A 26483-nucleotide genomic window follows, 5' to 3' on the forward strand; every position below is an offset into this window, starting at 1 on the left:
TTGATAATTAGATGGACTTATAGAGACTACTGATCTTTAATACAATACCCCGGCTGTTCTTAGCCACTCCTTTAAGCTTGATAAATTCCCCGTTTTCTTCCAGCTGTGATTCAAGTTGCAATTCTTCATCCTGGTTAGGGTCAAATACTGCTATAAATTTCACATTATCTGCCCTTACAAGTTGTAGTTTCCTTTTAAAGATCCTTTCAGCTTCTTCTTTGAATAGCTGCATGAGCACGACTCCGGGAGTTACAGGCCTGTTTGGAAAATGACCTTTAAATATCTCATGTTCCTTATTCACCTTAAGTGTGGTAAGGTAAACATCTTCAGTTTTTCCGTTATCGGAAACCTCGTAAAAATCCTTTAAAATCATCGATGCGCTTTAAAGGACAAGATAATTAGTTTTGAAAAACGGAGGGGGGTATGGACTGATTAATTTTGATGTTTTTCATAAAGATCTCGGTATAATCTCCAGAAGGGTCTATCAATCTCACTGACCTAATGAGATGATCCTTATTAAAATTCACCCATATTTCCCTGAACATCCCACTGAGATTTTTATCCTTAGGGATGATTTTCGCCTTAATATTTTGCCTGTCCCGATAGTAAGTAATAGTAAAGTCTTTATCTGCCTGCAAAATCTTGCCATTCACAGTACCGGCCACAAGTTCTCCTATTTTCCCAAAGAGTTTGTTGGAAGACAGGTCCACCTCAGACAGCTGTCCCTCTTCCAAGATATACAGTTTGGAATCCCTGAAAAGTAACTGGTAATCGTAAGGTCTTATATATTCCCATTTAAGCATATCAGGAGATTTATAATAGACCCTGCCCTGACTCTCCGGGCTCTCGTCCATCACGTTCATATGCCGGGTTTGCATGAAATCGGCTGAAAAACTATTGATCCCGCTGGCCTTTTCAATCACACGGGATTTAAAGGCATCTTCTTCGGCATTATTCAAAACACCATCCTGCGCCATCATATTCAGACTTAGGAAAAATATGCAGATCTTAATTATACGCATTGATATTAAATAATTTATCGGGTCTTACAATAGCGAAATTTCGCTGCTTTAGAATTACCAATAACTGTTCCAAGATATCGGGAGTTTTTTCTCTATTATCATGTAACAGAATAAGATCGCCTCTTTCCAGCTTTTTCGTGATTCTATTTATGATCACTTGCGGAGACTTGGTGATAGCATCATAAGGTCTAACGTTCCAGCCTATCACCGTATGTCCTGATCTTAATAATGCTCTCCTGGTCTTGGGATTGATTATTCCGAAAGGTGGCCGGAATAGATTCATTTTCACCCCTCCCACCTCCTGGGCAACCCTATCACATTCAGATATCTCTTCCAGGATTCTCTTACTGCTAAGGAATCCCATTCTTCTGGTATGTGAAAAAGTATGATTCCCTACTATATGTCCTCTTTTTAGGATCTCCCGGAAGATTTCCGGCTTTTCCTCTATTTTCTTCCCTATGCAGAAAAATACTGCTTTAGCTTCATATTTGTCAAGTATATCAAGGATCTTCATACTATTTTCATCAGGCCCGTCATCAAAGCTCAGTGCAACGGCATTTTCAACAAAATCAGGATTCTTGTTATAGGCTTTTACAAAGAAGTTGAACTGAACATTGGTAGATACCACAAGCATGAATATGGCATACAGGACAACCAGTAGCGGCAGAGGCCATAAAGGCCAGTCACTCATAATAAAAAGCAGCGTCAATAAAATAAAGAGACCCGAAAAAATTATATTGACAATTTTATAGATCAAAGTTTTTCCAAAAGAATTAGTCCATGATTTTTCCCCAGATACTGGTTATACATTAGGATCTTGCGAGGTTGGCTGCAATTTAAGTCATTCAGTTTAAAAACTCTGGGAATTCTTTCTTCTTTCAGGATCTTGGATGCCAGCCAGAAAGCGTAGGCCGAAACTGAATTGTTCTCCCCTACCAGGTGTTTATAAGCTAATTGCGCAGTATCATTAAAAAGTTTCTCCTGTATCTCATGGTAATAAGTATCATATCTTGAATCACCGTTATTACCAAGGATCACAGTATCAATATCTGAAACGTTCAGATTATTTCTCTGGAGAAATCGCTCTATTGTTTCCTCTATTCTATTCACCTCAATTGAGTTGATGATCTCAACAGCTTTTAATTCAGCATAGGAATTACCTGATCTTTGTGAACCAAGAACAAAGAATGAAGCTGTTTCAGAAAAAATCGTGCCCGGACTTTTGGACCTTAGCAGATCAATATTACCTGTCGATTTTTCTTTTAACTGGCCATCGAGATTCTGGAAGCCTGTAAAGGCATGAGAGGTCTCATCCACACCGCCAACCAGAATACTAGAAAGATCATTTTCGGTACTGAACTGTAGCATAGCATCCAGTAACGCACTTTCAAAAGACACTGAATTTTGGGTAAAGGTCATATTATAACCTGTACATTTCAGATCCAGTGCTATCTGACCTCCAACCGTATTATGAGTGGATTGTATAAAAGAGGTTGGACTCAAAAGGCCTTCATCACTGGAAAGCATACTCGTCATGAATTTTTCGGTATCCTGAAGACATCCTTGCCCCGTACCAACCATAATGGCATCTGGCAAATCTATCATAGCATCCAAAAGTGCTTTTTTTGAACAGAACAAACCCATTTTCACTGCTTTGGACATTCTTCTAAGCATAATAGGCCTGATCAATGACTTATAATCCTGATCCAGGGCAGGAATTACATTTTCCTGATATTTTTCAATACCTCCCCCTTCAAAGATATTTTCAGGCTGAGGAGAGATAGATGATATTCCATTTATGTATATCCTACTCATCTTTCTGAAAAATTAAGGATGTACAATTTCCGCCGAAACCGAAGGAATTGGAAAGAATGCTATTGAGCTTCTTTTTTTTAGGCTGGGTAACCGGCATAAGTGCGGTATCATCCATTCTTTTCTCAAAATTAAGGTTTGGGAAGATCTCCTGTTCCTGCAGGGAAAGCAGACTAAAAACCGCTTCAACTGCCCCGGCAGCACCAAGTGTATGACCGGTAAATGCTTTGGTTGAACTGAAATCAGGAATTTTTGTTCCAAAGGCCCTCTTCATCGCAATGCTTTCTGAAAGATCATTATTCTTTGTGCCTGTTCCATGAGCATTGATATAATCAATATCCTGTGGTGAGATACCAGCCTTTTTCATCGCTTTGAAAATGGCAAGAAAGGCTCCCTCCCCATTTTCTGAAGATGCGGTTTGATGAAAAGCATCGTTAGCATTCCCATAACCGGCAACTCTCCCAATAACTTTTTTATCATCTATACAATCTTCGGCTTCCAGCAAAATATAAGCGGCCGCTTCACCTAAATTAAGTCCGTCACGCCCCTCATCAAAAGGTTTGCACTTATTATCAGAAAGGATCATAAGTGAATTAAAGCCGTTCAGTGTAAATTTTGTAAGACAGTCGCTTCCGCCAACGATCACTCTTTTAAGTTTACCTGATTCTATCATTCGGGCTCCCATCATGATTGCATTTGCCGATGAGGAACAGGCCGTGCTTATGGTAGAAACAAAGTCTTTAAGGCCAAAATACGCAGCGATCATCTCAGTAGAAAATCCAGGATGCTGAGTCTGAATAAATTTCCTTTTTTCAGGATCATTCTCAAAATCATGAAAATAACGCTCGGTATAATCTATACCTCCAACACTGGTCCCTGAAATGATTCCGGTATCTGAGGAGAATTCCTTCATACCCGTATTATCGAGAATCTGCCTGATAGCGAAAACACCAAGCATAGTGGCCCGGGTATAGGCCTGGCCAGGAGAAATTTTTAAAAGGTTTCGAAACTGAGAATCAGATATTTTTATTTCGCCTACAGGCAGGTGCGAATGGCTTGTCTTGAAAATTTCAGGAAAATCAATGCCGTTTTCAGCCTTCTTCAGGGAATCCAAGGTCTCTTCAAGGTTATTTCCAATAGAAGAAACAATTCCCATTCCGGTGACGGCGACACCTTTCATAAATTACCTGGTCCTGTTTTTCTCGATAAAGTCGGCCATTGTATTTACTGAATTAAATACTTCTTTTCCCTGTTGAGGATCTGAAAGTTTGATCCCGTAATTCTTTTCAAGCAGAACAATAAGCTCAAGAGCATCAATACTGTCAAGTCCCAGACCATCCCCAAAGAGAGGTTCGTCATTCTCAATATCGCTCACCTCCATGTCTTCAAGGTTCAGCTGTTCAATAATGCTTTTTTTTAATTCGGTATGCAGGTCACTCATGTGTAGGTAAGTATAATTTCTTTAGCTCTTCTTCGGTAAAGTCAATTCCTTTATCAGGGCTAATCCTGCACAAAAATACATCATAATCGGTATTGTGCAAGTCAACCCGGCCACAAACAATTTCCCGGGCCTTCTCCTGCTGAAATAACGCTCCGGAATAATCCAGATATAAGCTGGGATCAAAGAATTCACTTATCAGGAATATGTTCTCTGATCTAAGCTTAAACCGAATGCTTATTTCTCCCAGCATAATATTAGGCAGAGTATAAACAAATAGAGAAGGCGACGGATAGTCATGCATGGTCTCAGCATAGGCCTTATCAGTTTCAAGGCTGGAAGAAGCATTGGAAAACACAAGAGCAGTTTCAGGGGCCGGTTCTTCTCCTTTAAATAAGATCTCGCTTCCCAGATATCCTAATTTGGAAAGAGTATCCATTTTAAAGAATTTGGGGTATTTAAGTTTCCGGTTTTTATAGATATCCTTCAAAAATGAAGATAGTTTCTTATCATGAGCAGCTTTAAAAATAATATCGCTGTTCCTTATCACTTTTCCTGCACGAATGATAACCCAATCCTGTATGTAGAGACTATTACTCATTTACTACTTTTTTAAGCAACATTGCAAGATTGCATCCGCCAAACCCCGAAGCGGTCTTTAAAACCAGCTTAAGTTCTTCATGGCGGTGTTCTTTTATTATATTCAGAGGCTTTGAAACTCCTGAAGCTGAAAAATTCGCCGAAGCCAAAAGTTCATTGTTTAAAAGACTATGCCTGGTAAGAATAGTTTCAATTAAAGCCGAAGTCCCCAGGGTATGGCCATAATAACCTTTAAAACTGTTAACGGGAACATCTTTAAGTCCTACGCGGTTAAATGCGATCGCCTCCATCTCGTCATTATAATCTGTCGCGGTGCCGTGAGCTGACAGATAATCTATTTCTTCGACTGAAACCTTATTATGATCCAGAAGTCTTGATATGCTCAAATAAAGGCCTTCTCCCGTTCTGCTGGGTCCGGAAATATGATTGGCATCGTTCGAGGTACAGGTATCAATATATTCCACAAATTCTTTTCCCGTTTCCTCGGTTGGGCCTACCAGCATGGCCGCGGCAGCCTCACCCAGGCTTATACCCTGGCGGTCTATGGAAAAAGGCCTGCACGGTTGAGGACTTATCGCCTGGAATGACTGAAATCCAGAAAGCACAAAATGGGATACAAGATCACCTCCGGCTACAATAGCGTGGGAAAATCGACCTGCATTTATAAGATCGTTTGCGGTCTTTATTGCTAGTGCTCCCGAAATACAGGCATTGGAGACAACCACAGGCTTCTTCTTAAAACCAAAGAATTGAGATATCACTTCAGCCATCTTCCAGAGATAGAGTCTTTCCTCAGGGAATAACTTCTTTCCAAGCTGATCTATATTTCCTTTGGTTGTGGAAATTATTAATCCGGTATTTTCAATATCCAGGCCTGGATTCTCGTCCAAAACCTGATTAATAGCAAGAATAATTAGCTTTTCCAGTTTTGTATAAATATCCGGATCTCCAATTTCCTTAAAATGTTCATTGATGATTTTCTCGGGTATAAGTCCGGCATATCCGCCATTCCCTGGAAAACCAGTATTCTGATGAAATTTTAAAGCTGTATCATCCTGGCGTATTGCCTCCAGGTTTTCCCGGGTTCCGAAGCCCATTGGGGAAATAATCGAATCACTTAGAAGGTAATTCCTTTTCATTTATATCAATCCCATTTTCGATTTCCAATCTAAGAAAAACGGCGGATTGTTAAGCACCAATTCTGAATTTTTATCGGTGAAAACCTGAGTGGTTTCCCCTGTACATATAAGTTTATCTGAAGAAAATATTTTATACTGAAAGATGATCTTAGCGGCTTCAGAATTTATAAAAGTGGTTTCCACCTCAAATTCATCACCATATTTCAATGGGAGTTTATGTTCGCAAACTGATTTTACCACTGGGGTTGCATATCCATTTCTTTTAGCATCCAGATAGGAGATATTATGATTTTTACCAAAATCCTCACGTCCCTCCTCAAAATATTTAAAGTAATTCCCGTGCCATACTATCTGCAAAGGGTCACATTCATGAAAGCGAACTTTCAGTTTTATTCTGGTTTTTAAATATTTGTCGCTCATTCTACCGTAACGGTTTTCATTTCGGAAATAGCGATCACCTCCCCCATTTTATTTTCGGTACGGGCAGAGACAGAAGTGACATTCATAATTTCATGGAGTATCTCAACATAGGTCTTCAGCTTCTCTCCTACTTTAGGCTGATAAAAAATCTCAACAGTCTTGATAAGACCTATAAAACCGGTCTTAGGTTTTCTTTGGCCGCTTAATGAGCCCTGATAACCTCTGTGAAGGGACATGCTTTGAGCCATATGTTCTATCAGACCACTTTCAGAAAGCCTGTTCTTATCGAGCAAAATATTATCACCAGGCACAGTAAAACCAGTAACACCAGTAAGAGAGGTATATTCAAAAAGAGTATCCACAAAAACAAAAGGTGGCTTTTGAGGAATTAGTTTAATGATTTCCTCATGCGAGGTTATTGGATGCTGTAATAGGTTTTCTGCCATAATTAACTGAAATCATTCCAGTAATCGTAGTAATTATACCACTGGTGAGGATATTTCTTTACCATTTTTTCCAGATCATCCAGGTAAGCCTTTAGAATTTCGCTGGCTTTAAACTCCTTTGGAACATAGGGCCTGGCATAAAAATGATAGTGAAAATTCTTTTCACGCATTAAATGTACAAATAAGACAGGGATTTTATTTCTCGCGGCCAGTTTAAATGGCCCCTGAGGAAATTTCACCATTTCTCCCAGGAATTCTGCTTTGTATGTTTTTGAATGTTTCAGATACCTGTCGGCGGCAAAAACAAGTAGTTCATTCCTTGACAGGGCCTCTTTCATCTTGAAAATATGACTAAGGTCTTCCTTTAAAACGATGGTCCTGACCTCCGACCTACCGGTTACCGATTCCAGGTAATCTTTGATCTGGCGGTGTTCAAAATCGGTTATTACCAGGTTGACGACTGCTTCTGAATGTTTTTCCTCAAAAAAATGCTTGGCAAGGTTAAAATTCCCGATATGAGCCGTTAATAAGATCCCACCTTTTTTCTGTTCTAGCAGATTTTCAATATGCTCAATTCCATCAAATTCAAATGAGAATTTATGTTTCAAACCACTGGTGATCGCTACCCTGTCAAGCTGAATTCGACCAAAAGTGAAATAGCTCCAGTAGACATTCAGAGCTGAGCTTAGTGGGGAATAACCCAGTCTTTTCCTGAAAAGATAGTAGGTGCTTTTTGTAGAAGTAAATGAAAAAAGGATGAAATAGGCGGCAACAAAAAGAAGTACAAAATAAGCGGAATAAAGCCCTGTCTTCTTAATGATTTGCACATAGATCCTAAAGCCTAAAAGCGTACCTCTCGATTTTCCTTTCCAGGTGGCCATGGATCTATGAATATAAACCTCCGTTAATATTAATCACTTCTCCCGTGATATAGGAAGATTTTTCAGAAGCCAGAAAACTTACCAGATTGGCGACCTCTTCGGGATCACCAAAACGATTAAGAGGAACCAGTTTCTTCAGTTCGCCCTCATCAAAATCAGCGGTCATATCAGATTTGATAAAGCCTGGTGCTACCGCATTCACAGTTACCTTTCTTTTTCCTATTTCCTGTGCAAGCGCCTTGGTAGCAGAGATCATTGCTCCCTTGGCGGCAGAATAATTCACCTGCCCGGGATTTCCTTTAAGTCCCGAAAGAGAAACTATATTGACCACCCTTCCATACCGGCTGGTGAGCATATCTTTTAGAACAGCCTGGGTCACATTGTAGAAACCGTTTAAGCTAGTATTAATAACCGAATCCCAAGCTTCCTGATTGGTCCATATGAACAGACCATCATTGGTGATACCTGCATTGTTTATCAGGACTTCTATTTTAGAATCAGGGTTCTCATTTTTCCAGTTGTCTATCGCTGTTTTAGTAGATTCATGATTGGCAACATCAAATTGCAGAAGATCGCATTTAACATTCAGCTTCTCAATTTCTGCTTTTGTCTCTTCAGCGGCCCCTGTATTTGAGTGATAGTTGAGGAGTATATTATATTTAAGGTCGGCCACAAGTTTAATACAGATGGCTTTCCCAATCCCTCTAGATCCTCCCGTTACCAATGCATATTTCATCTTAATAGGCTTCGTTATTTTTTAGATAATCATTCAGTTGTGCTATCTCATCATACAAAGGCCTGTCTTCTTTTATTGGTGGAATGATCTTCCTTAGTTTTTCCAGATTTGATCTGGTTACTGAAGACAGTTTCTCATCAAAATCCAGATAATAAAGGGCCTGGATAATGGTGGCCAGTTCAGTTGAAAGCACCTCACAACTGTTATCTATCACCTTCTTCGTTATATTAGCCGAATTGGCTCCCATGCTTACAATATCCTGATTGTCATTATTATTCGGAATACTATGCACATACATGGAATTGGATAGCATCTGGTTTTCGGCAGTGGTAGAAACGGCGGTAAACTGAGCTCCCTGCATCCCGAAATTAAGTCCCAGCTTACTCAGATTAACGAAAGGAGGCAGAATATCGTTGAGTTTTGAATTAAGAAGATAGTTAAGCTGTCTTTCAGCAAGCATGGCGGTTTTGGTTATTACCAATCGTAATTTATCCATTTCAAGGGAAACGTAGTCCCCATGAAAATTTCCGCCGTGATAAACATGCTCTGTTTGAACATCGATAATAGGATTATCGTTTGCAGAGTTCACCTCTTCAATAAGAATCTTCACGGAATTCTCAATAGTATCGGAAACAGGACCAAGGATTTGCGGTACACACCTTAGACTGTAATATTCCTGGACCTTTTCCTTAAAAAAGGTATTCTTATCGGCACCATTCGTATAGAGATGTTCATTCCGGTCACGTGTAAGTTTAGAGTCGGCGAGGTGTTTTCGCATATGGCCTGCAACATGCTGCTGACCGGGATGTAGCTTTGACGCATTCAATTCTTCCGAAAGATGATCATCATAAGCCTCTACGATCTCATTGATCACGGCACTACAGAAAATGGCCCAGTTAAGTAATCTTCTGGAATAAATTACATTTACGATCCCGATCCCCGTCATCGCGGAGGTTCCATTCATAAGAGCCAGACCTTCCCTGATTTTGATCTGAGCCGGTTCTATATTCAATTCATTAAAAACCTCTTTCGTGGATCTCCTGCGGCCCTTATAAAAAACTTCCCCCTCTCCTATCAGTACCAAAGCCAGATGCGCTAGCTGAACAAGATCCCCAGATGCTCCCACACCCCCATGTTCAAAAATAAGCGGAGTTACATCCTTGTTGATCAATTGGATCATTGTTCTTGCAACCGAAGAATGGATTCCCGATTTACCCAGACAAAGTGTATTCAACCGAGCCAGCATAAGAGCTTTTACATAAAGTGGTTTCATTACTTCACCGGCGCCGGTAGCATGGCTTCGAATGAGATTGAGTTGAAGTTTGATCTTATCTTCACTATCAATCTTGTACTGGGCCATTGGGCCAAAGCCGGTGTTTACTCCGTAAATTATCTTATTTTGGGAAAAATCATTTAGAAAACTGAAACTTTCATCAAGCCTTTTTAAGGTCTTGGATCCGAGGTCAATCTTCTCATTTTCAAAAAGAACCCTGTAAAAATCGTCAAGTTCCAGTGCATTTTCTAAGGTAAGCATATGCCGTTTCTGCTTATATTTAAAGGTTTGGGATAGCTGTTAAAGCTATTAACAAATGTAGTATAATAAATAGAAAATACAGGTGTTTTCTAAGTAGCTTTAAAGGAAAAGTGACTATAGAAACCGGCTCAATTTTGGCAAATTTGAGTTTTTACCAGCTATACCTTCTAAGCTATTTCTTTGCCGGAATATTTCTAAATCATTTCGTACATTCTCTTTAAGTTTGCCATAGCTCTTTTTGTAATCTATGAAAAAGAAAATAAAAGATATTATCATTATAGGCGCGGGTCCTTCAGGGATGGTGGCTGCAGGTTATTTGGAAAAACAGGATGCATCCATTCTGGTACTGGAAAAACAAAAATTTCCCAGATTTAGTATCGGAGAAAGCCTGATCCCAAGATGTATGGATAATTTTGAGGAAGCCGGCCTTTTAAAGGCAATCGGGAAAGAAGGTTTTCAAAAGAAGTATGGGGCACGTTTTCTTCGCGGGAACGAAGTGGCCGAATTTGATTTCAGTAAGAAGTTTGGTTCAGGCTGGGACTGGACCTGGCAGGTATCCCGGGCAGATTTTGATAAAGTTCTTGCCGATGAAATTCGTTCCCGGGGAGTGGATATTCGGTTTGAAACCGAAGTGAAATCTTTAAATTATAACAATGATATCTGGGAAATTACAACGCTTGATTCTACAGGAAAAGAATCACAATTTTTTTCCAGATTTATTATTGACTCCAGCGGAAATGGAAGGGTGTTGGCAAGAAAACTGGGTCTGGAAGCACCGCCTAAGATTTACGATCATTCTTCAATTTTTACTCATGTCAAAGAAACCAACCGACCTGGGGGAAAGGAAGGAGAGTTAATTAGTTTTGAAGTCCTGGATACAGAAACCTGGTTCTGGTATATTCCCTTTTCCGATGGCAACAGCAGTCTTGGTTTTGTAGGGAGGAGTGAATGGTTTGATTTATTTGCAGGCGACAATGAAGAGAAATTCCGAAAAATGCTAAGGGAAACGAAATACTACAAGGGGCGTTTTGATTATTATCGGTTAAAATTTAAGCCTGTGCTCTTAAAGAATATTTCCCGAAGCGTACAATCTGTGTATGGAAAGGGTTTTGCATTAACCGGGAATTCAGCAGAATTTCTGGACCCTGTTTTCTCTTCGGGTGTGGCCTTTGCCACCGAATCCGGATTACTGGCCGCAAAACTTGCATATCGGGAACTCAATGGATCTACTGTAAACTGGGAGAAGGAGTATTCCGATTATATTGCCAAGGGGGTGAATGTATTTTCAACCTATGTAAAGGAATGGTATACTGGCAGATTACAGGAGATATTTTTCCACCCTTACCCGGATTCCCAGATCAAAGAACAGATATGTGCCGTACTTGCCGGTTATGTATGGGATAACAGCAATCCATTTGTACGAAATCATGATAGGGCGGTAAGGAATTTATATGAATTGATAAGTTCACAGAAAATTAGTTGAAAAAATTAATAAACATAGATTCCTGAAGCCAAGTATTTTAAAAAATTAAGCCTTATTTTTATTCGGATCTAAACCGAAAAAAGAAATAAAAGGTTTGGAAGGTTTACAAGTAAAAGTTACATTTGCAACCGCAAAATTAGTTGCGACGTTCTTACAATAACGGAGAGGTGGCAGAGTGGTAATGCAGCAGCCTGCTAAGCTGTCATCCTTCTTGGATGCCCGGGTTCGAATCCCGGTCTCTCCGCTAGATTTTTAGTCTGCGGTTTTTTATTCTCTTTTTCAACAGAAAAATCGGGATAAATTTCCTCCGCTTCCCGGCTGCTTTTTTAAGTGATTTGGAACGGAAAAGACTAAAAATATCGATTATTCTAATGAATAATAGCTTTTGCTATTACGGGGTGTAGCGTAGCCCGGTTATCGCGCCTGCTTTGGGAGCAGGAGGCCGCAGGTTCGAATCCTGCCACCCCGACCTTAATCCTTTAGAAAGCCCTGTTTTTACAGGGCTTTTTTATTTTACTCCTTACTCGCTACATTCTTGTTGCCTAATTATTATCATAAGGCAAAATGTATTTTTCTTCTGCAAAAAACATCTGCACCAATTTGTTAATGTTTTCCAAAAAAAATTATCTTTAACCCTCACAATTGTATTTCATAGATATTTACATCCATTTTATCGAGAATTAATGATTTTTTTATGACGCGTATTCTCTATTTTTCTAATTCAGGCCTGGGCGGAAAAGTGTTTGAAATATTAAGAAAGAGGTTTTTTGATGTTGAGGTTGCGAAAGCTGAGAAATGTAAAAAACCGGAGACTTTCCTTAATAGTATAAACCAAATCAGGCCCGACCTAATTCTGGCTGATTACCATAACAATTATACTGAATCGCTGAAGAAATATTTATCAAGTATAAAAGAACAAATTCCTCTAATTCTTTTGACAGAGGTAGAAAACGAACATTTAGTGCTCCCTCTAATTGAAAGCGGAGTCGCCTACGACTTTCTCTATTCAGACAGACTGAATAAACTACCTGCAATAATCAAAAAAACCCTGCACTGCAAAATAGCGGAACAGGAGATAAAGGAAAATAACAGAAAATATAAAGCAATCTTTGAAAACAGTTTAGATGGAATTCTTCTTACAGTCACCGATGGTCGGATTCTTGCCGCCAATGCTGCTGCATGCAGTATTTTTCAGATGACTGAAGAAGAAATTTGTGCAGCAGGGAGAAAAGGTTTAGTTGATATTAATCATCCTAACTATTTGAAGTCATTGCAAGAAAGAAGACTTACTGGCAGACTGAAAACTGAGTTAATGATGAAACGAAAGGATGGCAGTAGCTTTCCTGCAGAAATAACTTCCTCGGTATTTAATAGTGGAGATGGCCAGAACAGAACCTCTATGATCATTAGAGATATTTCTGATGCCAAGAAAGCTGAGGAAGAACTGCGAACGTCAAAAGAAAAATATAAACAGCTTTTTAAAAATAGTCCCCTTCCCTGTTTTATTTATGATCTTGAAAATTATGAAATCCAGGAAGTTAATCTTGCAGCTACTAAAATTTATGGGTATAAACGCCAGGAACTCCTTAATCTAACTTTACTTGATCTTTTACCGGATAATGAAGCGGTTAAGCACCTAAACACCTTGCAGGACGAGGACCAGAAGGACGGAGAAGTTTTTCAACACCGCATGGTTCATTTAAAAAAAGGAAGATCTCCTTTAACCGTGGAAACTTATCAGTATTCATTGGAATATAAAAACAGAAAATGTCGTTTAATAATGTGTTTAGACATTTCTGAAAAAGAAAATTACCTGCGCAGGTTAAAGTCCAAGACTTCTAAATTGCAGATTGCGCAAAAAATTGCCAAACTGGGATACTGGGAGAATGATCTAAGCAATGAAAAGCTTTACTGGTCTGAAGAAGTCTATAATATCTGGAATCAACCAAGAAAAGATTTTAATCCCACATTACAGTTTATTAAAGATACCATTCATCCAGAAGATAAAAACAAGTTTGAAGAATCTCATAAACTTGCTCTAAAAGGAATTAAAGATTTCGATATAGAGTACAGAATAATCCTGCCTGACGGTACTCTGAAGTGGGTGCATGAGATAGGTAGACTATCATCCAATCTGTTCAAGAATATAACATTTAGTGGAAGCATACAAGATATTACAGACAGGATCAAAACAGAAAAATCCTTACAGGAAAGCAATACCCGGTATGAACTGGTACTTAGAGCAACATCAGAGGTTATTTATGATTGGGATTGCATAACAGATGAATTTTTTTGGAGTGAAGAATACAGCAAAATTTTTGGGTATGACAAAAAGCACATGGCTTCTGATATTGATGCATGGAGCAGGAATGTACATCCCGATGACTCTCATGTAGTTGATTATCTTTATGAAGTACTCGAAGGAAAAGATGAAAATTTTCAAGCCGAATACAGATTCAAAAGAGTTGATGGACAATATTTATACGTAGTTGAAAGAGGAACGGTCGTAAGAAACGACGATGGAAAAGCTATACGTATGGTGGGAGCAATAAAAGATGTCACTGCTAAAAAAATAGCTTTATTACAACTGGAAAAAAGCAAGTCTTGGTACAAAAGCCTTATCCAGTCTCAGACAAATTATATGATAAGAATTGATCTGCAGGGAAGATATTCTTATGCTAATAAAAAGTTTAAGGATGAATTTGGAGGGCTTTATCCTGATGGAAAAATTTTAGGTAAAGATTCAATGGTTTCAGTAATGCCTTATCATTATGACAGGGTTAAAGAAATCACAGAAAAATGTCTCGCTAATCCAAATCAGGTTTTCCAGATGGAAATAGATAAGCCGAGTAAAAATGGAGGGGTGAAGACTACCATATGGGATATGATCTTTCTTGAGAACACTGATAAAGAAAATGGTGAAATACAGTGTGTGGGAATTGATATTACAGACCGGGTGAAAGCTGAAGCCGAAAACCATTTCCAGGCTAATCTTCTTAGCAAAATAGGCCAGGCAGTAATAGCCACTGATGTCGAAGGAAAGGTTGTTTACTGGAATAAAGCAGCCACTGAGATGTATGGCTGGACCACAGAGGAGGTTTTAGGTGTCCATATTGAAAAATTCCTGCCCCAACTTTCAAAAAAGAAAATATCTTTAAACTATAGCAAGCAGGGACTTAAAGAATCCCATTCTGAATTAACTTTGAATACGAAAAAAGGGGATGTTATTGATATTTTTCTTACAAGTTCTCCAGTTTACAATGAAAGAGGAAAGCTTACCGGATTTATTGGTATATCTAATGACATAACAGAACGGATTAAAGCAGATAAAGCATTAAGGGAACTTAACCGGGACCTGAAGAAGTATACAGAAGAACTTATAACGGCTAATAAGGGGCTGGAGCAATTCTCCTATATCGTCTCCCATAACCTCAGGGCTCCGGTTGCCAACATTATAGGATTAGGAGATCTGATGAATGAAGATTATCCGGATGAGATCAAGAATGATTTTAAGAATAAGATGTTGGACAATGTAAAACGATTGGATTCAATTATAAGAGATCTTAATGATATTCTACAGATAAAGGTAGAGACCAGTGCGAAGAAAGAACCTGTTGAATTAGAAGAACTGGTAAACTCTATAAAATCTGCCATAGGCGAAATTATCCAAAAGGAAAATATTGAAATAATTACTGATTTCAAAGACGTGCCAGCTTTAAATGCAATCAGAACTTATTTATATAGTGTTTTCTATAATCTTATTTTTAATAGCATTAAATATCGCCAGAATCATAATACTCCGGTTATACAAATAAAATCTCTTCAAAAGAAAGGAAGGGTTATCCTGACATTTGAAGACAACGGTATTGGTATAGACCTAAAAAAAAGAGGCAACGAGATCTTTGGTTTGTATAAAAAATTCCATCATCACGTGGAGGGCAAAGGGATGGGACTGTTTATGGTAAAAAATCAGGTGGAATTGATGGGTGGAAAAATTACGGTTTCTAGTGAGGTAGGCCAAGGGACGGTATTCACCATTGAACTGGAAGAGGAAAAAACGATAAAAAATTTGGATGATGAAGAAACCACTACAATATATTATAATTGATGATGATCAAACCAATAATTTAATTTGCAGTCATGTAATTAAAAAATTTAATTCTAATGCACAGGTACTTTTGTTTCAGGATCCTGAAGAAGCATTAGAATCATTTCTAAATAAGAATGAAGAAAAACTCATCGGAAAAAAACAAACTGTGGTTTTCCTGGATCTTAACATGCCATCAATCTCCGGTTGGGAGTTCCTGGAGGCTTTAGAAAAAAATAAACCGGAAATTTTAAGTCATGTAGAAATCTACATACTTTCTTCATCAATTGAAGATTTTTCTGAACAATTAAAGCGATATCCTTATTTAGCGGGGTTTCTTTCCAAACCTCTTACCAAACATAATCTTCAGGAAATCGCACTTACGAAGGGAAACAGTTTTAGGGGATTTAATTAATACAATTAAATACCTGCAAAAGACTACCCGCACTCCATTATTGTAACTAACCTGGTCTCTAACAGAAGAGATCATATGGCACAAACCTTCAGCAACCTTGAATAGATAATTATAGCTCATTGAAGGCGTCAATTTTTTAACACAAAGACCAATCCTTCCTATACATAAACTATAGGACCGATGTATTACTCAAACCTTAAAGTTTTTTTAATTATAACAGTTGGTAAATTAATTCAGCTTATTTTAAAGTTTCAAAAATTAACCAATCAACAAACAATATGAGTAGTAAAAAGAAGAATTTTGCAAGATTTGGCATGGTCGCCAAGGGAGCCGTTTATTCTATTATTGGAGTGCTTACTGCTCTCGCGGCTTTCGGCCAGGGAGGTGAACAAACGGGAGGTAAAGGAGCTCTTCAATACCTTGCACAGCAATCATATGGTCAGATACTTCTTGTCTTAATGGGAATAGGACTACTTGGATACGTTTTCTGGCGTTTCTATCAGTCATTCGCAAATCCTAAAGGACTGGAAGATAATGCTAAGGGTTATGCAAAAAGAATAGCTTTCTTTATAAGTGGATTAATTTACGGAGGTCTTGCTTTTTATTCTTTCAAACTTGCTTTTGGAAGCGGGTCAGGTGACAGCAAGTCAATGATGGGTTCTCTAATGTCCGGATCCAATGGGGATACAATTGCCATTATAATCGGGATCGGAATGGCCATAAAAGCCATTTACGATCTTTACCGTGCATATTCAGGAAAATTCCGGGAAGAAGTTGAAGAAGCGGGAATGGATCATAAAGAACAGAAATTACTTATAAATGCCGGAAAGTTTGGCCATACTGCCCGAGGAATAGTTATAGCCCTGATGGCCTTTCTTACATTACGTTCCGGATTATCTTCCGGAAATAATATAGGTACTCAAACCGATGCTTTCAGTTTTATCCAGAATGAATTCGGATCAGTAGCCATGGGAATTGTGGCAATTGGCCTTGTTGGCTACGGAGTGTATATGTTCATTAAGGCTAAACACCCCGCAATATCCGTTGCCAGTTTGCGCGGTGGTACAGGCGGACCTGGTAAGAAAACCATTGACCTTAAATAGTTTATCTGAGCCGGGAAAAATTAGTTCCCGGCTCTTTTTTTTTAGGCCGGGAAAAAATATTCCACCTGATTATTTTTTGAAAATTAAAACAATCAGGATAAGTATGATACTGATAACAAAAAGTACAGCTCTAATAAAATCTTCCCTTCGGGTTTGAGAGTCCATATTCCAGCAATTATAATTTCATCAAAATAATTCCAGGGGGTAATAATAATGGGGCCTGATCTGTGGGGAGAGGTCTTTCAGCAGAAAGACAGGACATAACGCTTATAAATATAAACTTTTATCTTTAAACAGGCTAGGGATATCATTTTTTAACTAACCGGATTGATCAATTTTTAACACCAGTCGATTAATAGAATAATATGGATCAGTTTTTAAGAATAGCCATTGAAGAAGCTAAAAAAGGTCTTGCCGAAGGCGGAATACCTATAGGAAGTGTGATTGTTCACAGGAATAAGGTGTTGGGAAAAGGCCATAACCGAAGAATTCAAAATTCAAGTGTAATACTCCATGGCGAAATGGATGCCCTGGAAAATGCAGGTCGCCAGCCGGCCTCGGTCTACAGGGAGTCTGTTCTTTATACCACACTTTCACCATGCCCTATGTGTACGGGGGCAATTCTTCTGTATGGAATACCCAGGGTCATAATCGGGGAGAATACTACTTTCCAGGGTTCGGAAGATCTTTTAAAAACAAATGATGTGGAAGTGGACGTAATTAACAATCCTGAATGTATAGAAATGATGAAAGATTTCATCAAGGCTAAACCAGAATTATGGAACGAAGATATCGGAGAATAATAAAGTTAATCCTCCGAAAGAATTCCAAGCCTTTTTATAAGCTGAGATAAGGGTACTGAAATACTTCCGAAGACCACTACAGTTAAAAGCTGTTGTATATTTAACGCTTTCAGGGAAAGCATGGTATTCAAAAAAGGAATCCAGTAAGCTATCACCACAATAAGAATAGAAAGCACTATAGCTCCCCATACCCATTTATTCCGTGTAACTTCATTAAAAATAAAAGAAGATTTTACCGAAGGCAGATTGAAAACGTTCAGTAATTGTCCTAAAATGAGGGTATAAAAAGCCATGTTGTTTACAATTACCATATCATAGCTTTTTAAATAATAGGCATACCAGGTAATACCGATCACGACCAGCGTTATGGACAGGCTATAAATTACAATCGCCCTCCACAGAGCCCGGGTGATGATTGGCTCATCTGACAAGCGTGGCGGTTTCTGCATAACCTTCTCACTACCCTTTCCCATTCCCAGGGCAAGCGCGGGGAAGACATCTGTCACAAGATTAAGGAACAGGATCTGCAATGGTGTCAATGGTAGCGGAAGACTGGATAAAGATGCAAGAGCCACGGCGATTATTTCGGCCAGGTTACATGACAGTAAGAAAACCACAAAATGCCGGATATTTTCAAAAATATTCCTACCCTGTCTTATCGCAAGTTCTGTAGAAGTAAATTTATCATCCATAAGAATGACATCGGCCACTTCTTTTGCAGCCTCGGTTCCCCTTATTCCCATGGCAATACCAATATCCGCTTTTTTTAATGCCGGAGTATCATTAACCCCGTCCCCTAACATGCCTACCACAAGATTATTATTTTGATACAGCTCTACCAGATCCAGTTTTTGTTCAGGGATCATACGGGCAAAAATCCGTGCTTTCAGAAACTTCTTCTCTGCCTGTGGTGTAAGCTCCTTTAGATTAGTAAACTCCTTCCCAAAAACTATATCATCAGGGTTTGAGTCTGAACCCACCAGTTTTATTTCCTCTCCGATCTTCCGGGCAGTATTTGGATGATCACCGGTAACCATTACAACTTTCACACCGGCCTTCCTGTAGGTCTCTATAGCATCTGCAACGTCCTTTCGTGGTGGATCCTGAAAGCCTATAAGCCCAAGAAGTATAAGATCATGCATGGGATTGGATGGAACCTCCTTTTCAAGTTTATAGGCCAGGGCCAGGGTACGCAGCCCGCCAGATGCCATTTGTTCACCTTCCTTAAGCCACAAATCCTTATTGTGAAGCTCAACAATCTCTTCTCCGGCCTGTAAATAGCTACTGTGATCAAGCAGTGTTTCCATGGCTCCCTTAACACAGATAAGAAATTCATCATTCGCATTATGAACGGTAAGCATTCGCTTTTTTTCAGTATCGAAGGGAAACTCTTTTATACGGGGAAATTCCTGCCGTAATGAATCCAGCTCACCACCCTGATCAATCGCAAAATGTAATAAAGCTTCTTCTATAGGATCACCTGATTTCTTTTCATCTGGTCTGGAATTATTACATAAGGCTGCTACCTGAATGAGTCTGTCCCGCAGGGACTGAGCAATCGGTAAATTCTCATTTTCTACTTTAAGATTCCGAAGATGCTCGTTATGTACTACGATATTTTCCACAAGCATCTTATTTTCTGTAAGTGTCCCGGTCTTATCGGTACAAATCACTCCAACTTCACCAAGCGTTTCTACCGATTCCAGTCTTTTGATCACCACCTTCTCTTTGGAAAGTCTTAGCATTCCCCGGGCGAGCGCAATAGTAGCAACAATTGGCAGACCTTCAGGAATTGCGGCAACCGCCAGAGCAATTCCTGTCTTTATCATCAATACAAGTTCCTTACCCTGAATATATCCGCTTACAGTGGTAAGGACAGCAAGAATCAAAGTAAGCCATATTAACTTCCGGCTTAGTTTATTAAGTTTCTTCTCCAGAGGAGTTCTTACCTTTATGGCTTCATGAGTAAGTTTACTTATCTCACCAATTTTGGTAGCATTTCCGGTAGCGGTAACTATGGCCTTTGCACTTCCCCTGGTAACGACAGTACTGCTAAAAACCATATTCTTTTGCTCAGAAAGAGGAATACTTTCATCTAAAACCTCGATTATTTTTTCTATCTGATGACTCTCCCCGGTGAGGACTGATTCTTTTATAGCCAGGCTATTTGTTTCTATAAGGCGGGCATCTGCCGGGACCATATCTCCCATTTCAAGGATAAGTATATCGCCAGGAACCAGTAGCCCTGACTCAATGGTCTGGACTTCTGAATCACGGAGCACTCTGCAGGTAGCAGGAGCAAGTTTCTGAAGCGCTTCAATAGATCGTACTGCCTGCAATTCCATAAAAAAGCCAATAAGGCTGGTCATAATTATAACGAACAGCACTGCAAAACCTTCTATCCAGTCCTGGAAGAAAAAGGCCAGGACCATGGCAACCGCAAGAATATAAATTATGGGATCTAAAAATTGCTCTGCGAATATATGTAGCACACTTTTTTTCTTCTTACGTTCCAGAAGGTTAGGACCATAGATTGCCTGTCTTGCTCTTACCTTATCACTGCTCAGACCTTTATCCTTATCAGAGTCCAGCTCTTGTAGGAGTTTAACTGCAATTTGAGCATGCGGATTTTTTATGCTGATTTTTGATTCCATTTGATCTAAAGCCGGATAAAAGAATACCTCTTGGATCGGATAATGAGGATAAAATCAATGTTCGATCTGTTAATCCTTAAAATTTCCTTAAATAAAAGCAATAGGCTTTTTAAATTTACGTTGAAAACAAAACATAAAGAACCCTACCCCATGAGAATTTTCAAGATCACATTAATCTTTATTGCCCTAAACGCTTTTCTGGCCTGTGATAATGACCAGGATGACATAGCTCTTTCTGCTGCCGAAGCTGCCCAGCTTAATTACATAGTAAAACAGGGAGAATGGAAGATCAGCAATTATACTTCTAACGGGATGGATAATACTGCAAATTATAATGATTATGTTTTCGTTTTTGAAGAAAACAATAAACTTGTGGTTAATTCATCTTCTGAAACTATAAGCGGAACATGGAGAGTAAGCAATGATTCGGGAAGTGAAACTGATTCCTATGACGACGTAGACTTCAATCTTTTTTTCAGTTCTACCGGAAAACTTGCAGAGCTTACCAGTAATTATGATGTGATCTCGGCTACTAATAATGAGATCCGGCTAATTCACGAAAACTCTCAAAATGAAAATGACGGCCTGCTAACTTTTAGCAGAAATTAAAGTTTGAGAAATATCTCCAGATTACCCGTTATTAAAATTATTATCTATTACTCTTGCCTTCATTTTTGAATAGCTTTTTAGTAAATTGGCTACTTCAAACCCAAATAAAATGAGTACATACCAACCTGCTGAGAAGAGATACGAAAAAATGCAATATCGCCGCTGTGGAAAAAGTGGTATCAAATTGCCATTAATTTCTTTGGGCCTGTGGCATAACTTTGGAGATAATGACGATTTTGAGAATTCCAGAAGTATCTTAAGAACAGCATTTGACAATGGTATAACTCATTTTGACCTGGCAAATAATTATGGTCCGCCGTATGGCTCAGCTGAAAAGAACTTCGGAAGGATTTTTAAGGAAGACTTTAAACCTTATAGAGATGAACTTATAATTTCCACTAAAGCCGGCTGGGATATGTGGCCAGGGCCTTACGGGAATTTTGGATCAAGAAAATACTTAATCGCCAGTCTTGACCAGTCGTTACAACGCATGGGACTGGATTATGTAGATATTTTCTATCACCACCGTCCGGATCCTGAAACACCTCTGGAAGAGACCATGGGAGCACTGGATCAGATCGTACGGCAGGGTAAAGCCCTTTATGTGGGAATTTCACAGTATAACGCCGAAGACACTAAGAAGGCCGCAAAAATTCTAAAAGAGCAGAAAACTCCTTTTCTTATACACCAGCCACGCTATAATATGATGGATCGCTGGGTGGAAGATAGCCTGTTGAATAGCCTCGAAAAAATTGGAATTGGAAGCATAGTATTCTCTCCTTTAGAACAGGGAATCCTTACTTCTAAATACCTGCATGGAATTCCTGAAGATTCCAGGGCAGCGACAGAAGGCAGCTATCTTGACAAATCACAGATCACCGATGAAGTGGTTGGACAGGTTCAGGAATTAAACAAAATAGCCAAATCAAGAGATCAGAGTCTTGCTCAGATGGCCGTAGCATGGTTGTTAAAAGATGAAAGAGTTACCTCTGTACTCGTAGGTGTTAGTAAAGTGGCTCAGCTCGAAGATAATATAGCCGCTATCAGGAACATTCAATTCACAAAGGAAGAACTTCAACAGATTGATAATATTCTGAAGAAATAATCCGGTTTATTCTATATAGATCTCCAAAAGCTCTGCGCCATTTGCATTAATTTCGACTTTGTTAGCCAAAGCAGGTAGCAGCAGAGTCTGACCTTTTTTTAGAGATTCAGAATTCCCGTTAAGGTTTATCACAGCCTTTCCATTAATACACATGTAGACTACAAAAGAGTCCAGAGAAGAATAGTCTTTTTTAACCTCGTCTTTTATCGACAGGAAATTGGTTGTAAAATATTCACAGGAAGTTATTTCAGAAGACCGGTTTTCTCTTTTTTCATACTCAAGCCAGTAATCATCCTTTTTCTCAAAATCTATTGCATCAAGGGCAAGTGCGGTATGCAGATCTCTTGAATTGCCTTCACTGTCCAGCCTGTTCCAATCGTATATTCTGTAAGTAATGTCAGATGTCTGCTGAATTTCCGCAAGCAGGATACCACCTCCAATCGCATGCACCGTACCTGTTTTTATGAACAGAGAATCTCCTTTTTTCACTTCTTCGAAGTTCAGCAGATCGGTGATCTTTCCCTCTTCAAGGTACTCAAGATACTCTCTTTTATCCAGGGCCTTGTTAAAACCTATATTCAGTTTAGAGCCTTTATCTGCTTGTATAATATACCACATTTCGGTCTTACCGGAAGAATTATGCCTCTGCCTGGCCAGTTCATCATTAGGATGTAATTGTACCGAAAGATTGGTCTTAGCATCTATGAACTTGATGAGTAATGGAAAATTATTTCCAAATTCTTTATAGATCTTTTGTCCTACCAGACTTTCTTTGTGCTCTTCTATTAGCTCTCTAAGATTTTTACCCTTAGCCTCTCCATTTTCCACAACCGATATAAAGCCTTCTACTCCGGATATTTCCCAACTCTCCCCTACATGTTCCCGGTTGGTGTCTTTTTGAAGGATATCCCTGAGCTTACTTCCGCCCCATATCTTATCCTGCAAAATAGGTCTGAATTTTATAGGATACTCAATCATTATTCACATTTTTACTTATCAAATATAGGTCTCTATATAATCTTTCTTTATGGGTATTCCCCACCGGATTCATATCTATCTCATCGATTTTCCTTATCTCAAATTTAGAAAATACTTCCTCCATTTCAGTTTTTTGCCCTTCGGTAGCCAGAAGAAGAAATTTTGCGGATTCCGGTATCGCGAAGTTCTTTCCATCCCAGAGAACTTTTATAGGTTTTCCATATTCCCAGATGATTTCGGGAGTAAATCCATGAAACTCATATAGAGGCATGGGATCCTTTTCAATATAAATGTCTACTTTTCTTATACTGGTATAATCAGGATTCACTTCTATTTTCCTGGCCATGGGAAGCCCAAAGAATATTATACTAATAATAAACCACACTGTAAGGTAAAAGACTGGTTTAAATCGATTGGCTCTCAGGTAAAATAAAATAAGGATCCCAATCCCAAACAAAACTAAAGAAGTGACCAGGAGCCATGGCCAGATATCCGGTAGTTCATCCTGGAAATATATATATCCTCCTATGGGAAATATTAGACCAATAATGGCAATAAGAATGAAATTGAAATATACTACCCATTTTTCCTTTCCCGGTAACATATCAAACCTTCTAAAGAGGTATTCAATATAAAAGGCAGTGTTCAAAGCCATAGGGATAAGGACAGGTAAAAGATATCTTGATTTTTTCTCCGGGATTATGGAAAGCAGTAAAACAGAACCCAGCGTCCAAATGAGCGTGAACTTATATCCCGGTTTGTTAAAAACACGGTTCTTAAGGTAAGGATACAGTAAGCCTACGAAGGCCGGAATTGTCCAGATACCGCTCTGTATCACAAAACTCCAGTAGTAATAGAATGGTCTTACATTATAATCCAGCCATCTGCCGGTTTCCTTATCGGTGATTCTTGAAACGGCATGAGTATCTTCCAGGTAAACATATAAGCTCCACGGGGCAGCTACAAGAAATGCAAATCCTATGGTAAGTAATAAAGGTTTCCATAAGCTTTTAAAATTCCTGTACTTATAAACCGCTCCGTATGCGATGAGGAAAGGAAGTAAAAGCGCATACATAGAAACGGGGCCCTTACTCAAGAAAGAGCAGCCAATCAGAATCCCGGCAAGAACAGAATTAAGGTATTTATCCGATTGTTCGGTAAAAACCTTGTAAAGCCCGTAAATAGCCATAACCATCCAGGCGTGTGTATGTATATCCCATTGGCCGTCCCTTCCGGAATAAAGAATATAAAAAGAAGTGGAAGCAATAAGACCCGAGATAAAGGCAAACTTTCTATGTCCAGTGAACTTAAGCCCAAGTTTATAAATAAAGATCACCGCAAGAGAGCCCATTATAGCTGCCGGCAACCTTAGAGCAAAGAGATTTTTCATCCCGAAAAGCATCATGGAAATTGCAGTAAACCAGGTTGGTAACGGAGGTTTCTCATATCGTGGCTCATCGTTCAAGGTGGTGAAGATCCAGTGGTCCAGACTGATCATTTCCCTTGCCGTGGCAAAATTACGCGCCTCCATTATATTCACATAAATAGCATCTAGGTTTACGAAGAAGATCGCTATACATACCAGGATTAATAAAAGAAGATAATTATCCCTTAATTTCATTTTTATGGATATAAATATTTCGAATATACATTATAAGACCAAATCCATGACCTGCCAGCAACACAGGATCCTTCCTTATTACTGCATAGATAAGAATAAGTCCGGAACCAAGTAGGCTCAAAAGCCAGAAACCTATGGGTAGCGAGGATACCTTCTTTCTTTCTGAATAAATCCATTGATATAGAAACCTCAGATTAAAAATTACCTGAGCCACCGAACCAAGAAGAAGGAGCCAGAAGGGAATATCTTCATTCCTGAAAAGTCTCGTGGCATTGTACTCATTGTTATTAAATCCGTAAACGACTATCAATAGAGGAAAAATCCATAAGAACAGTCTTAAAACCCGGGGGAATCTTAACCATTCTCCCTGGAGTTGTAGGTTCCTTATATAAATAAAATAGGTTAACGCCTGGCCAAACATAATGGCGAAATCATCCCTTAGATAACCGTACACGAATAATAAGAACGAAGCAAAAAGACTTAACTGCCAGAAGATAACCGGAGTAATGATCCTTTTATTCTTTTCTGAAAGTAACCATTGAAGAATCATACGCCCTGAAAATAAAAGCTGAGCTGTAAATCCTAGAGCATAGACCAACCAGTTACTCATTCTTTTCGGCTACTTTATAATTTATATAGGATTTTTTCATCCATACGTATGCAAAACAGTCTATAAGTGGTCCCATAAACCGGTTCCTGAAATTGTATTTCGATTGTCCCGCCAGCCTGGGATAGTGTGGTATTACCACTTCTTTTATCTTACCATGCTGAAGCAACACCATTGCAGGAAGAAATCGCTGTAAGCCTTTAAACATTGGGATATTCACTGCATATTCGGTCTTCATTACTTTTAACGGGCATCCGGTATCATGCATATAATCTTTGGTGAACAAATTTCTTACCCCGTTACCAACTTTTGAAGATATTCTTTTTACCAGTGTATCTTTTCTTTCCTTCCGCCATCCAGTCACCAGATCATATTCCCCCAAATAAGGAAGTAATTTTTCGAAATCTTCCGGATAGGTCTGCAAATCGGCGTCGAGATATCCTAAAAAAGCCGTATCGGTATGGTCAAAAGCGGCTTTTAAAGCAGCTCCTTTTCCAAAATTCCTTTCGAAAAGAAGATATCCAAATCCATCATTCTGGCAACAGAATTCCTTTATCATTACCGGACTGGAATCGGTAGAACCATCGTCCACTAAAAGGACCTTAGTTCTTTTGGAAGCTCGTGAAATATATTCTTTTAATTGAACGAAAAGTTGTGGCAGGCAGTCCTGTTCGTTATAGACGGGAACAATAATTGTAAAATCGTTTGTCATGCTATAGCGGCAATTCCGTATTCAAGATCATGGATACTGTCACCGGTTTTAATGGCAATTTTCATCGAAAAGCATGAATGCTCCCCATTTTCGTAAACCGGAGAGATTTTTAGTAGAAATTCAGGCATAAATTTGAGCTCGAAAATTTTGGGCTAAATTAAGATAAATTTATGAACCCATCCTTTTTTGTCTTTCACCGATGAATCTTTACTATTAAAAGATTTTTTGACCGAATCTAATTGTGGATAGGCATTTCCTCCTATATTTGGAATGCCAAA

At 38.9% G+C, this 26483-nt stretch carries 26 protein-coding genes and 2 tRNA genes; 9 read left to right on the forward strand and 19 right to left on the reverse strand.

What is annotated here, in order from left to right:
• Positions 1 to 7 precede the first annotated feature (7 nt).
• The 13 genes from EZJ28_RS05065 to hutH form a co-directional block, all read right to left on the reverse strand.
• Entirely contained in the window at positions 8 to 373 is a 366-nt protein-coding gene (locus EZJ28_RS05065) for a hydroxymyristoyl-ACP dehydratase (protein ID WP_131395582.1), read from the reverse strand.
• A gap of 25 nt (positions 374 to 398) precedes the next feature.
• Positions 399 to 1022 (reverse strand): outer membrane lipoprotein carrier protein LolA, encoded by a 624-nt coding sequence (locus tag EZJ28_RS05070; protein ID WP_131395584.1) that lies wholly within the window; start codon positions 1020 to 1022, stop codon positions 399 to 401.
• A complete protein-coding gene (locus EZJ28_RS05075) occupies positions 1009 to 1713 on the reverse strand; it encodes a polysaccharide deacetylase family protein (protein ID WP_165499030.1) in 705 nt (234 codons plus the stop codon). The genes EZJ28_RS05070 and EZJ28_RS05075 overlap by 14 nt, the downstream gene beginning before the upstream one ends.
• 62 nt (positions 1714 to 1775) lie before the next feature.
• Positions 1776 to 2837 (reverse strand): beta-ketoacyl synthase N-terminal-like domain-containing protein, encoded by a 1062-nt coding sequence (locus tag EZJ28_RS05080; RefSeq protein WP_131395588.1) that lies wholly within the window; start codon positions 2835 to 2837, stop codon positions 1776 to 1778.
• A complete protein-coding gene (locus EZJ28_RS05085) occupies positions 2830 to 4014 on the reverse strand; it encodes a beta-ketoacyl synthase (protein ID WP_131395590.1) in 1185 nt (394 codons plus the stop codon). The genes EZJ28_RS05080 and EZJ28_RS05085 overlap by 8 nt, the downstream gene beginning before the upstream one ends.
• Before the next feature lie 3 nt (positions 4015 to 4017).
• Positions 4018 to 4275, reverse strand: a complete 258-nt coding sequence (locus EZJ28_RS05090) for a phosphopantetheine-binding protein (RefSeq protein WP_131395592.1) — start codon at positions 4273 to 4275, stop codon at positions 4018 to 4020.
• Entirely contained in the window at positions 4268 to 4873 is a 606-nt protein-coding gene (locus tag EZJ28_RS05095; RefSeq protein ID WP_131395594.1) for a 3-oxoacyl-ACP synthase, read from the reverse strand. The genes EZJ28_RS05090 and EZJ28_RS05095 overlap by 8 nt, the downstream gene beginning before the upstream one ends.
• Entirely contained in the window at positions 4866 to 6011 is a 1146-nt protein-coding gene (locus tag EZJ28_RS05100; RefSeq protein ID WP_131395596.1) for a beta-ketoacyl synthase N-terminal-like domain-containing protein, read from the reverse strand. Before EZJ28_RS05100 ends, EZJ28_RS05095 begins: the two co-directional genes overlap by 8 nt.
• On the reverse strand, positions 6012 to 6431 hold the full coding sequence (locus EZJ28_RS05105; protein WP_131395598.1) for a thioesterase family protein: 420 nt from the start codon (positions 6429 to 6431) through the stop codon (positions 6012 to 6014).
• Positions 6428 to 6877, reverse strand: coding sequence for a hypothetical protein (locus EZJ28_RS05110; RefSeq protein ID WP_131395600.1), 450 nt, complete (start codon positions 6875 to 6877; stop codon positions 6428 to 6430). Before EZJ28_RS05110 ends, EZJ28_RS05105 begins: the two co-directional genes overlap by 4 nt.
• Before the next feature lie 2 nt (positions 6878 to 6879).
• Positions 6880 to 7758, reverse strand: coding sequence for a lipid A biosynthesis acyltransferase (locus tag EZJ28_RS05115; RefSeq protein ID WP_131395602.1), 879 nt, complete (start codon positions 7756 to 7758; stop codon positions 6880 to 6882).
• Between the two features lie 4 nt (positions 7759 to 7762).
• Complete coding sequence (gene fabG / locus EZJ28_RS05120; protein ID WP_131395604.1) at positions 7763 to 8494, reverse strand: 3-oxoacyl-ACP reductase FabG; 732 nt, start codon at positions 8492 to 8494, stop codon at positions 7763 to 7765.
• Position 8495: 1 nt separating this feature from the next.
• Entirely contained in the window at positions 8496 to 10028 is a 1533-nt protein-coding gene (gene hutH, locus EZJ28_RS05125) for a histidine ammonia-lyase (protein ID WP_131395606.1), read from the reverse strand.
• Positions 10029 to 10275: 247 nt separating this feature from the next.
• Between hutH and EZJ28_RS05130 the strand changes: the two genes are divergently transcribed.
• From EZJ28_RS05130 to EZJ28_RS05160, 7 genes are all read left to right on the forward strand, one after another.
• Positions 10276 to 11511 carry an NAD(P)/FAD-dependent oxidoreductase gene (locus EZJ28_RS05130; protein ID WP_131395608.1) on the forward strand — a complete coding sequence of 412 codons (1236 nt, stop codon included), beginning with the start codon at positions 10276 to 10278 and terminating at the stop codon, positions 11509 to 11511.
• A 161-nt stretch (positions 11512 to 11672) separates the two neighbouring features.
• Positions 11673 to 11755 (forward strand) — tRNA-Ser (locus tag EZJ28_RS05135).
• A gap of 150 nt (positions 11756 to 11905) precedes the next feature.
• A tRNA-Pro gene (locus EZJ28_RS05140) sits at positions 11906 to 11980 on the forward strand.
• A 225-nt stretch (positions 11981 to 12205) separates the two neighbouring features.
• Entirely contained in the window at positions 12206 to 15619 is a 3414-nt protein-coding gene (locus EZJ28_RS05145; protein WP_131395610.1) for a PAS domain S-box protein, read from the forward strand.
• Positions 15585 to 16013 (forward strand): response regulator, encoded by a 429-nt coding sequence (locus EZJ28_RS05150; RefSeq protein WP_131395612.1) that lies wholly within the window; start codon positions 15585 to 15587, stop codon positions 16011 to 16013. Before EZJ28_RS05145 ends, EZJ28_RS05150 begins: the two co-directional genes overlap by 35 nt.
• Positions 16014 to 16291: 278 nt before the next feature.
• Complete coding sequence (locus EZJ28_RS05155; RefSeq protein ID WP_131395614.1) at positions 16292 to 17116, forward strand: DUF1206 domain-containing protein; 825 nt, start codon at positions 16292 to 16294, stop codon at positions 17114 to 17116.
• 365 nt (positions 17117 to 17481) lie between these two features.
• A complete protein-coding gene (locus EZJ28_RS05160) occupies positions 17482 to 17919 on the forward strand; it encodes a nucleoside deaminase (RefSeq protein ID WP_131395616.1) in 438 nt (145 codons plus the stop codon).
• A 5-nt stretch (positions 17920 to 17924) separates the two neighbouring features.
• On the opposite strand, the gene EZJ28_RS05165 is transcribed toward EZJ28_RS05160, so the two are convergent.
• Complete coding sequence (locus EZJ28_RS05165) at positions 17925 to 20573, reverse strand: cation-transporting P-type ATPase (RefSeq protein WP_131395618.1); 2649 nt, start codon at positions 20571 to 20573, stop codon at positions 17925 to 17927.
• Between the two features lie 150 nt (positions 20574 to 20723).
• Between EZJ28_RS05165 and EZJ28_RS05170 the strand changes: the two genes are divergently transcribed.
• The gene (locus tag EZJ28_RS05170; protein ID WP_131395620.1) at positions 20724 to 21182 is read left to right on the forward strand and encodes a hypothetical protein; all 459 of its coding nucleotides are present in this window, start codon (positions 20724 to 20726) and stop codon (positions 21180 to 21182) included.
• A 109-nt stretch (positions 21183 to 21291) separates the two neighbouring features.
• Positions 21292 to 22287 (forward strand): L-glyceraldehyde 3-phosphate reductase, encoded by a 996-nt coding sequence (mgrA, locus tag EZJ28_RS05175; protein ID WP_131395622.1) that lies wholly within the window; start codon positions 21292 to 21294, stop codon positions 22285 to 22287.
• A gap of 6 nt (positions 22288 to 22293) precedes the next feature.
• Here the strand turns inward: mgrA and EZJ28_RS05180 are convergent, their stop codons facing one another.
• Genes EZJ28_RS05180 through EZJ28_RS16185 form a run of 5 tightly spaced genes read right to left on the reverse strand, consistent with a single transcriptional unit; the run spans position 22294 to position 26333 of the window.
• Entirely contained in the window at positions 22294 to 23265 is a 972-nt protein-coding gene (locus EZJ28_RS05180) for a type I phosphomannose isomerase catalytic subunit (protein WP_131395624.1), read from the reverse strand.
• Positions 23258 to 24886, reverse strand: coding sequence for a glycosyltransferase family 39 protein (locus EZJ28_RS05185; protein WP_131395626.1), 1629 nt, complete (start codon positions 24884 to 24886; stop codon positions 23258 to 23260). Before EZJ28_RS05185 ends, EZJ28_RS05180 begins: the two co-directional genes overlap by 8 nt.
• Positions 24870 to 25496 carry a lipid-A-disaccharide synthase N-terminal domain-containing protein gene (locus tag EZJ28_RS05190; protein WP_131395628.1) on the reverse strand — a complete coding sequence of 209 codons (627 nt, stop codon included), beginning with the start codon at positions 25494 to 25496 and terminating at the stop codon, positions 24870 to 24872. The genes EZJ28_RS05185 and EZJ28_RS05190 overlap by 17 nt, the downstream gene beginning before the upstream one ends.
• On the reverse strand, positions 25489 to 26205 hold the full coding sequence (locus EZJ28_RS05195) for a glycosyltransferase family 2 protein (RefSeq protein ID WP_131395630.1): 717 nt from the start codon (positions 26203 to 26205) through the stop codon (positions 25489 to 25491). Before EZJ28_RS05195 ends, EZJ28_RS05190 begins: the two co-directional genes overlap by 8 nt.
• Positions 26202 to 26333: a hypothetical protein gene (locus EZJ28_RS16185; RefSeq protein ID WP_278248304.1), complete on the reverse strand. Its 132-nt coding sequence runs from the start codon at positions 26331 to 26333 to the stop codon at positions 26202 to 26204. The genes EZJ28_RS05195 and EZJ28_RS16185 overlap by 4 nt, the downstream gene beginning before the upstream one ends.
• Positions 26334 to 26483: the final 150 nt, after the last annotated feature.

Source organism: Gramella sp. KN1008 (genome assembly GCF_004332155.1).
Classification (GTDB): Bacteria; Bacteroidota; Bacteroidia; order Flavobacteriales; family Flavobacteriaceae; genus Christiangramia.

What these genes read in the sequence shown, in the direction of transcription:
- EZJ28_RS05065 (WP_131395582.1), bottom strand. Translation starts at nt 373, where the DNA reads ATGATTTTAAAGGATTTTTACGAGGTTTCCGATAACGGAAAAACTGAA.
- EZJ28_RS05070 (WP_131395584.1), bottom strand. Translation starts at nt 1,022, where the DNA reads ATGCGTATAATTAAGATCTGCATATTTTTCCTAAGTCTGAATATGATG.
- EZJ28_RS05075 (WP_165499030.1), bottom strand. Translation starts at nt 1,713, where the DNA reads ATGAGTGACTGGCCTTTATGGCCTCTGCCGCTACTGGTTGTCCTGTAT.
- EZJ28_RS05080 (WP_131395588.1), bottom strand. Translation starts at nt 2,837, where the DNA reads ATGAGTAGGATATACATAAATGGAATATCATCTATCTCTCCTCAGCCT.
- EZJ28_RS05085 (WP_131395590.1), bottom strand. Translation starts at nt 4,014, where the DNA reads ATGAAAGGTGTCGCCGTCACCGGAATGGGAATTGTTTCTTCTATTGGA.
- EZJ28_RS05090 (WP_131395592.1), bottom strand. Translation starts at nt 4,275, where the DNA reads ATGAGTGACCTGCATACCGAATTAAAAAAAAGCATTATTGAACAGCTG.
- EZJ28_RS05095 (WP_131395594.1), bottom strand. Translation starts at nt 4,873, where the DNA reads ATGAGTAATAGTCTCTACATACAGGATTGGGTTATCATTCGTGCAGGA.
- EZJ28_RS05100 (WP_131395596.1), bottom strand. Translation starts at nt 6,011, where the DNA reads ATGAAAAGGAATTACCTTCTAAGTGATTCGATTATTTCCCCAATGGGC.
- EZJ28_RS05105 (WP_131395598.1), bottom strand. Translation starts at nt 6,431, where the DNA reads ATGAGCGACAAATATTTAAAAACCAGAATAAAACTGAAAGTTCGCTTT.
- EZJ28_RS05110 (WP_131395600.1), bottom strand. Translation starts at nt 6,877, where the DNA reads ATGGCAGAAAACCTATTACAGCATCCAATAACCTCGCATGAGGAAATC.
- EZJ28_RS05115 (WP_131395602.1), bottom strand. Translation starts at nt 7,758, where the DNA reads ATGGCCACCTGGAAAGGAAAATCGAGAGGTACGCTTTTAGGCTTTAGG.
- fabG (WP_131395604.1), bottom strand. Translation starts at nt 8,494, where the DNA reads ATGAAATATGCATTGGTAACGGGAGGATCTAGAGGGATTGGGAAAGCC.
- hutH (WP_131395606.1), bottom strand. Translation starts at nt 10,028, where the DNA reads ATGCTTACCTTAGAAAATGCACTGGAACTTGACGATTTTTACAGGGTT.
- EZJ28_RS05130 (WP_131395608.1), top strand. Translation starts at nt 10,276, where the DNA reads ATGAAAAAGAAAATAAAAGATATTATCATTATAGGCGCGGGTCCTTCA.
- EZJ28_RS05145 (WP_131395610.1), top strand. Translation starts at nt 12,206, where the DNA reads ATGACGCGTATTCTCTATTTTTCTAATTCAGGCCTGGGCGGAAAAGTG.
- EZJ28_RS05150 (WP_131395612.1), top strand. Translation starts at nt 15,585, where the DNA reads ATGATGAAGAAACCACTACAATATATTATAATTGATGATGATCAAACC.
- EZJ28_RS05155 (WP_131395614.1), top strand. Translation starts at nt 16,292, where the DNA reads ATGAGTAGTAAAAAGAAGAATTTTGCAAGATTTGGCATGGTCGCCAAG.
- EZJ28_RS05160 (WP_131395616.1), top strand. Translation starts at nt 17,482, where the DNA reads ATGGATCAGTTTTTAAGAATAGCCATTGAAGAAGCTAAAAAAGGTCTT.
- EZJ28_RS05165 (WP_131395618.1), bottom strand. Translation starts at nt 20,573, where the DNA reads ATGGAATCAAAAATCAGCATAAAAAATCCGCATGCTCAAATTGCAGTT.
- EZJ28_RS05170 (WP_131395620.1), top strand. Translation starts at nt 20,724, where the DNA reads ATGAGAATTTTCAAGATCACATTAATCTTTATTGCCCTAAACGCTTTT.
- mgrA (WP_131395622.1), top strand. Translation starts at nt 21,292, where the DNA reads ATGAGTACATACCAACCTGCTGAGAAGAGATACGAAAAAATGCAATAT.
- EZJ28_RS05180 (WP_131395624.1), bottom strand. Translation starts at nt 23,265, where the DNA reads ATGATTGAGTATCCTATAAAATTCAGACCTATTTTGCAGGATAAGATA.
- EZJ28_RS05185 (WP_131395626.1), bottom strand. Translation starts at nt 24,886, where the DNA reads ATGAAATTAAGGGATAATTATCTTCTTTTATTAATCCTGGTATGTATA.
- EZJ28_RS05190 (WP_131395628.1), bottom strand. Translation starts at nt 25,496, where the DNA reads ATGAGTAACTGGTTGGTCTATGCTCTAGGATTTACAGCTCAGCTTTTA.
- EZJ28_RS05195 (WP_131395630.1), bottom strand. Translation starts at nt 26,205, where the DNA reads ATGACAAACGATTTTACAATTATTGTTCCCGTCTATAACGAACAGGAC.
- EZJ28_RS16185 (WP_278248304.1), bottom strand. Translation starts at nt 26,333, where the DNA reads ATGCCTGAATTTCTACTAAAAATCTCTCCGGTTTACGAAAATGGGGAG.